The 5,796-nt window shown below is 37.7% G+C and carries 10 protein-coding genes; 4 read left to right on the top strand and 6 right to left on the bottom strand.

What is annotated here, in order from left to right; genetic code table 11:
* Positions 1-336: 336 nt before the first annotated feature.
* From JXL83_00050 to JXL83_00040, 3 genes are read right to left on the bottom strand one after another with little or no spacing between them, the layout of a single operon-like run.
* Positions 337-1,077 (bottom strand): class I SAM-dependent methyltransferase, encoded by a 741-nt coding sequence (locus tag JXL83_00050; GenBank protein ID MBN2362503.1) that lies wholly within the window; start codon positions 1,075-1,077, stop codon positions 337-339.
* Positions 1,078-1,101: 24 nt separating this feature from the next.
* On the bottom strand, positions 1,102-1,425 hold the full coding sequence (locus JXL83_00045) for a type II toxin-antitoxin system PemK/MazF family toxin (GenBank protein MBN2362502.1): 324 nt from the start codon (positions 1,423-1,425) through the stop codon (positions 1,102-1,104).
* Complete coding sequence (locus JXL83_00040; GenBank protein ID MBN2362501.1) at positions 1,419-1,667, bottom strand: AbrB/MazE/SpoVT family DNA-binding domain-containing protein; 249 nt, start codon at positions 1,665-1,667, stop codon at positions 1,419-1,421. The genes JXL83_00045 and JXL83_00040 overlap by 7 nt, the downstream gene beginning before the upstream one ends.
* A gap of 259 nt (positions 1,668-1,926) precedes the next feature.
* Between JXL83_00040 and JXL83_00035 the strand changes: the two genes are divergently transcribed.
* Together JXL83_00035 and JXL83_00030 are read left to right on the top strand one after the other, a co-directional pair.
* Positions 1,927-2,118 (top strand): hypothetical protein, encoded by a 192-nt coding sequence (locus JXL83_00035; GenBank protein MBN2362500.1) that lies wholly within the window; start codon positions 1,927-1,929, stop codon positions 2,116-2,118.
* Between the two features lie 18 nt (positions 2,119-2,136).
* A complete protein-coding gene (locus JXL83_00030; protein ID MBN2362499.1) occupies positions 2,137-2,541 on the top strand; it encodes a hypothetical protein in 405 nt (134 codons plus the stop codon).
* 7 nt (positions 2,542-2,548) lie between these two features.
* On the opposite strand, the gene JXL83_00025 is transcribed toward JXL83_00030, so the two are convergent.
* The 3 genes from JXL83_00025 to JXL83_00015 all read right to left on the bottom strand — a co-directional run bounded on the left by JXL83_00025 (position 2,549) and on the right by JXL83_00015 (position 4,437).
* Positions 2,549-3,115 carry a hypothetical protein gene (locus JXL83_00025; protein MBN2362498.1) on the bottom strand — a complete coding sequence of 189 codons (567 nt, stop codon included), beginning with the start codon at positions 3,113-3,115 and terminating at the stop codon, positions 2,549-2,551.
* Positions 3,116-3,414: 299 nt separating this feature from the next.
* On the bottom strand, positions 3,415-3,882 hold the full coding sequence (locus JXL83_00020; GenBank protein MBN2362497.1) for a hypothetical protein: 468 nt from the start codon (positions 3,880-3,882) through the stop codon (positions 3,415-3,417).
* Positions 3,883-3,957: 75 nt separating this feature from the next.
* Complete coding sequence (locus JXL83_00015) at positions 3,958-4,437, bottom strand: hypothetical protein (GenBank protein ID MBN2362496.1); 480 nt, start codon at positions 4,435-4,437, stop codon at positions 3,958-3,960.
* Between the two features lie 305 nt (positions 4,438-4,742).
* Between JXL83_00015 and JXL83_00010 the strand changes: the two genes are divergently transcribed.
* Together JXL83_00010 and JXL83_00005 are read left to right on the top strand one after the other, a co-directional pair.
* Positions 4,743-5,453, top strand: a complete 711-nt coding sequence (locus JXL83_00010; protein MBN2362495.1) for a hypothetical protein — start codon at positions 4,743-4,745, stop codon at positions 5,451-5,453.
* A gap of 87 nt (positions 5,454-5,540) precedes the next feature.
* On the top strand, positions 5,541-5,796 hold a 256-nt coding region (locus JXL83_00005), incomplete at its 3' end, for a hypothetical protein (protein MBN2362494.1).

Here is a 5,796-nt window from a genome sequence, read left to right as displayed (position 1 = left end):
TATCAAAATATTTTTCTTTTTAAGTCGCGAAACAACTTTAGCGCGATCTACAGCCGAAAGATTAAAGAGTGTATCTAAATCCTCTGCTGAAACTAAAAGTTTTTTTTCATAAGTCAACCGCGCTATTATCTTTGTTTCTATCGGTCCTAAACGGTATGATGTATTATTTATTACCATAAATGCCCCCAGAAGGTATTATCAGATATTAATTTTACATATAGAATAACACGTTATCTTAATAAGTCAATGAATTATTGGTATAGTGCCAGGTCTTGACGAGTAACATTTAATTCAAGGATGCAACTTTATCAAATTTAGATATCCGAAAAAATAGAATCAGGTGTATGGATTTTTCACTTTGAAAGAAATTGACGATTCGTTGTGTGATAGGACGGTAAAATCCTGAAAACCGTGCGAAAAAATTTCTTGCCTGTATTGGTTCAGTGACTTTGACCTTGAAGCAATCCTCGGAATAACGATGTTTATGGGAAGACCGTTTTGAAAAGCAGTCCATCTTTCAGGACTGTCGACATCCGTCCCCGAAATAGAGAGCCATTGTTCATAAGTTTCAATTCGACAGTCTATTGAATCTTCCCGGCATGATTCGTTTAAGAAAATTACTGTTCCGCCAGGTTTGACTATTCGACTGACAACATTCAAATATTTGTCACGGTCGTCATCTGTGACCAGCATGTGAAGCGAACTGATGTCCAATGCGAAATCGAAAACATTTTCTTTTATTTCCCGGCAAACTGTCATGTCGGCTGAAATAAATTCAATGTTCTTGTCGTCATATCTTTTTTTAGCCTTGCTGACAGCTGTCTCGGATATGTCTATGCCCGTGTATTTTATTCCCATTTTTGAAATATGACCGGCAATGTACCCTTCACCGCATCCTAATTCAATCAGTTTAATGTTATCAGAAGTGGAATCTACAGGTAATAAAGAGGTGAGGACAGTTTTAACACCCTCGATGACTTCAGGAAAACTGCTCCAGTAGTCAACTCCCTGTGAATAGACTGACTTATACCTCTTGTCGTAGGCTGTGTAGTAAAATTTTCCCTTGTCCGGTCTCATGACATCAGAATGTTGTGACTCAAATTAATCGACCAGCATTTCTTGTATTGTTTTTTTTATTTCCTTTATGGTTTTATTTTTTATTCTTCCGAGTTTTTTAATTAACCTTAGTTTGTCAACTGTTCTAATTTGATCTAAAACAATCCAACCCATTGTCCCTTGAAAATTTATACTAATCCTTGTTGGATATTTTTTTGATTTTGTTGTCATAGGAGCGATTATGATGGTTTTGATGTTTAGATTCATTTCGTTTGGAGAGATAATCAGACAAGGTCTTGATTTTTTTATTTCATGACCAATTGTTGGATCTAAATTGATCAGGAAAACATCATATTGGTTTATTACCATGTCCAATCATCGGTTTTTAAATCAATAACATCGTCAATTATCAGTTTATCATGATCGTGTTTATTCATCTCTTTGAATTTTTTGTCCCAATTTTTTCTTGGATTGTTTTTGACAGGATACAATACAATATTCCCGTCTTTTATTTCCAAATCCACTTCATTTTGAATAGCGCATTGACGTAATATTGTTTTTGAAAGCCTTATGCCTTTGGAATTTCCAATTTGAATCACATTAATCTTCATACCAACCTCTTTTATATGTAATTATAATGTAATTACCTAATAAGTCAATAGAATTCTGACCTCTTAAAGAACAGGGGCAATCCTTACAATTTTTATATTTCAGTTGAGTCGAGGATATTTTTCTGAATGGAGTTTAATCCGTCTTTCTTGATAAGATCGGCTGCAATAATTGGTGTTTTTATTTATCTACAATTATATAATAATTTATAATCATCAAAAATTATGCCTATGTTCTACGAAGATATATGCAGTGAATTCAATGGAAATTGAAAAAGAAGATTTTTGGGGCTGGCCGACAGAAGAAGAGAGAATCAGAAGAAATCTGATGATTTCTCCTCATAACAAGCTACTGTGGCTCCAGGAGTTCAACGAATTCTTATACAAAGCCCTCACGGATGAACAAAAAAAGAAGAGATTCGACAGACGAAATCCCGGAATAGACGCTTGGTGAAGCCGAAAAGGAGAGATCATGAGGTTTAATATTTCCGGAAAAGATTTTTTGAGAGTTATTTTGGGTTCAGTCGTCGCGCTTGTCATTGTTTTTTTGAGTTCTGTGATCGCTGTTACGGTGTATGCGACAATTCAGGGATTCGCCGTCAGGGGCGCACCTGATCAGGCGGTGATAAACAGTTTTGCAGAAAGATCCGTAGATATGATAACTGCAGTATGCATGGTTTTGGGGGCTTTTCTCGGCGGCATCATTGCGACTGTAAAAATGAAGAAAAACGCTTCCTCGGTCTGCGTTCTGACGGGTATAGTCACCGCCCTGACAGGGCTCACTCTGGGTTTTATCGGCGGACTGAATATTTGGACTTTCGTCGGCATGGCGACAGCCATAGCCGGCGGTTTTTTGGCTGGCTTTATTAAAAAATAATGTCATGTCAGGGAATATTTCCGGTTTCTGCGAACTTGCGAACGCTTGAATCCACAGGTACTCTTGCAGGCAATCGCGACAGAATATCCCGAAGAATGGTCTGATAGTCGAAACCCCTTTTGTATTTCCTTCGAAAAAGACCGCTGACACCGGGTGAAAAAGAAAATTTCTGTCCGTTTATACTTTCTATAGTTATATCCCAATCCGAATATTCAGACCAAAAACATGTTTTCGCTGTTATTCTGGCAATCTCTGCCAGTTGAATTGTGGTAAGATGCCCGTGAGGGCCGTAGGAAAAACTCTCAGCGGTCAATATAGCTTCCATTCTACGGAAGTCAGCGAATATCAACACGAAGCCAAATAAAGCAATTATAAGGAAAAAGAAAAAAATCCCTAAAAGAGTAATCCAGTAATGAGTATTGCTTGCCTGCACTTGAAAACCTGAAGGATTGAGGATGAAAAGAGACAAAAGCGTTGACGACAAACACAACAAGGGAACAGCTATGAATAGAAGAAATATACCGACTATCATGCCTGATTTGGTTTTCCGGTATGGATAATTGATTGTGTCCATTTTATTCTTCAAATAATTTCAATCATAGTATGTTAAATAATTACATGGAATTGTAAACTAATATTTCATTTATTCCGCATTATTTGTCATTTCATCTTTTTGCGGCGTTAAATAGAGTATTCGAAAAGTTTATATTTTACCGGCTTGACTTCACACAAAAATATTTTTCTACTTGGTCCAATTCCTGATTTTCAGTCCAGGAATTCTTTGTAACATAATTAAGAGTATTAGACTTTTATATTACATTACAGGGTTACTACTTTTATGATCCTTTAAAATTGAAATTTTCGTGAGACGAATCATCGAATTTGATCCGGTTCTTTGATTAAAACAGCATCTTCAAGATAATAATCTCGGGGATTGTATTTCTCATGTAATTTTAGGACGAGATGTATGTCGTTCTCGGGGAAAAGCAGGCCGTAAAAAGAGGGTCTGATGGTGTCTTCTTCTGCTTCTTCGAACTCCATGGACTCCATGAAGCATGCTGCCGCATCGTTCCAGAGTTCGACGGAGATCATTCCATCGTAAGTCATCGAATCAGCCATTCCTTCGATGACTTCGAAAGTGAATACAAAGGACTGTCTGCGTTTTTGGGTCGGATACACTTCTTTGAGCAATGCCGTGCACTGAATCAAGCCTGCGGTATCGTAATCTGGTTCGAAGAATTCGGGATATGATTCGCCGAGGGATTTTATAGCGTAAGTGCTGTCGGTTGGATTCAAACCATGGATTGTCACAAAAAATAGCAAAGCGGACGGCAAAAGCATAATGAATTTTACCAATTTATCCAACACTTTTGAATCTTCGATATAAAATCTGATGCAATGTCTTATTCGTGGAGTTCATAAATCCGGATCTGAAGACAAGCTGTCGGTTTGAAGTTCAAATATAAAATTATCCGTGTTGCTCAGGTAGGTGAATTTAATTGCATACAAAAATAATTTACCGTCCTTAATTCCTCCGAACATGTTTACGTACGGGAAAATTAACCCTGAATCATTATCAGCGATTATGTCCGTGCTGTCGAAATTTTCAGATAAAAACGATTTTCTTGAAAATTCATGATTTTCGAAATTCATTGAGATATATGAACTGTCCAACATTGAAAATTCGGCGATAGCTTTATAATGTATGGTGTCCGTTGCCGATGTGTCAACAAAGACAAGTAAATCCCATCCGTAAATAGTTGCACTGTCGCTTCGGACATACAGGTAGAAATTCTTTTTGAAGGAATCTTCCGAACTTTCATAAAGTCCTTCCGTGAGCTGAGCAATTGCATTGAGATTCAGAAAAATAAAAGCAGAAAAAAACAATAATTTCATTTTTATCCTCCCTTTTCCTTTATTGTATATCTTTTCTGCGGACAATAATAATCAAAAAGGTTTTTGAGGTTTTGGCGCGGCGGAAATGCAGATGAATCAGTTTATGCAATCCATTGCCATTGCTATATAAATCGGGTTGCAGTTTATGGGAGGCTTTAAGGGAGTAAAAAAAATTTATTTTATTCGATTAAGTTTGAATTATTGAGATTTAGTTGTAAAATAAATATATCAGACTTCTAAAAAGGAAAATATTTTCCTGCCCGTTGTTTTAAATTTCAATTACATAAAGAATGAAAGGAGAACTAATGCGAACATTGATATCAGTGTTTTTACTAATCATTGTACCTCTCGGTTCTGTTTACGGGGAGAAAACTGTTTTCGGGGGCTCAGCCCGATACGACATAATTATCGGTTTGACTTACAACAGGCAGACCAGCTGTTACGGAGAGCAGGGTGGATTCAGCAATTACACTTCCATAGGAAGGTTTGAAGATGTTAAATTCGGACCTTCGCCATCTCCGGCTTTCGATGCATGGTTTGAAGTCTCAGCGGGTCCGACGAGATCGCACGGCGTAATACCGATGTCGCAAATAAACGGAACCGGAAAGATCGAAAGCTATGAAATAGCTTCTGTGTGGGAAGCTCCCGAAAAAGAGGTCGCTCCACAATCTGTTTCGGGAACTGGAGAATTCAGCCCTTTTCTGGAGCTTTTGACCAAGGAAATGTATTTCAGTGAAGATTTTGATGAAAATAAGACAGGAAACGATATGTCAATCATACCAATTACCGAAACCATTTATTTCCGGTATTGGGAGAATTTTTCCGTTGACGGTCATGAATTGCAATGGGAGTATCCGGATTTTGCTGTCGGTGCAGTCGAAAGCGGAGGATTCAAGTTTTACGTTCCACTTGCCAAGCTTGCCGTGGGTGAAGAGATATTTATAACGATACCTGTAGAAGTCGAGGGAATGACAGGAGCGTGGACTGTACAGTTCAGTCCGAGAGAAGAAAAATAATCAAATCAAGGAAATATAGGATAAAGCGCGACTGAATTTTGATTTTAAAGGCAAAATATATTTTTTCACTTCTTTTCAGGAGGGATTATGAAAATCTTGAAAATCAGTTTATTGCTGATCGCACTTTCCGGTTTTGCGGCCCCCTTGTTGGGCTGGACACAGAAAAATGTCAACGACACTCTGCCCGTCAGCGATGTTCAGTTTCTCAACGACACAGTCGGTTATATTACAATTGATGTAGATGAAAATATCTGGCAAGACACAACCCGGATGTATAAGACAATTGACGGAGGAAATACTTGGATCAAATCATGTTGTTTAGGTTGGAACCACATGAATTGCC

This window comes from candidate division WOR-3 bacterium (assembly GCA_016934535.1).
In the GTDB taxonomy this organism is placed as follows: Bacteria; SDB-A; SDB-A; order SDB-A; family SDB-A; genus JAFGIG01.
The sequence above is the reverse complement of the archived record's forward strand: the minus strand, read 5'-3'. Positions and strand labels throughout refer to the sequence as shown.